This is a genomic window from Azospirillum palustre, from assembly GCF_002573965.1.
Taxonomy (GTDB): domain Bacteria; phylum Pseudomonadota; class Alphaproteobacteria; order Azospirillales; family Azospirillaceae; genus Azospirillum; species Azospirillum palustre.
In genome coordinates, this window is sequence record NZ_PDKW01000008.1 from 1 (window position 1) to 733 (window position 733).

The window sequence follows — 733 nt, forward strand, 5'->3', positions numbered from 1 at the left end:
TCATGCTGACCGCCGAAGAGAACGATCTTCTGTGCCGCGTCGAGGGCGACGCCCCGATGGGCCGAATGATGCGGCGCCACTGGATCCCGGCCTGCATGTCGGAGGAGGTGGCGGAGCCGGACGGCGATCCGGTGCGCCTGCGCCTGCTGGGCGAGGACCTGATCGCCTTCCGCGACAGCAAGGGCCGGCTGGGGGTGATCGGAGAGTACTGCCCGCACCGCCGCGCCTCGCTGGTGTTCGCCCGCAATGAGGAGTGCGGGCTGCGCTGCCTCTACCATGGCTGGAAGTTCGACGTGGAGGGCAAGGTCACCGACATGCCGTCCGAGCCGCCGGACAGCAAACTGAAGGAGCGGGTGCGCCACACCGCCTACCCGACGCGCGAGGCCGGCGGCTTCGTCTGGGTCTACATGGACGCCCGGATCGGGGACGGGGCCGCGGTGCCGGAGTTCCGCCCGCCGCCCTGGGCCAAATCGGCGACGACCCGGGTCGGCATCGCCAAGATGCACGTCGCGGCAAACTGGGCGCAGGTGCTGGAAGGCGCCATCGATTCCGCCCATTCCTCCAGCCTGCATTCCTCCAACATCCGCCCCGCCAAGGTCGCCCAGACCACGGCGGACAACAAGGTGATGTCGCGCCCTTCGACCGACAAGGCGCCGCGTCTCCAGGTCCAGCAGACCGAATTCGGCATGCGCTACGCCGCCATCCGCCGGCCGATCACCAACGCCGACACCCA

The 733-nt window shown here is 69.4% G+C and carries 1 protein-coding gene; it reads left to right on the top strand.

Annotated elements, in window-relative coordinates:
* On the top strand, nucleotides 1-733 hold a 733-nt coding region (locus CRT60_RS00040; RefSeq protein ID WP_143272899.1), incomplete at both ends, for a Rieske 2Fe-2S domain-containing protein.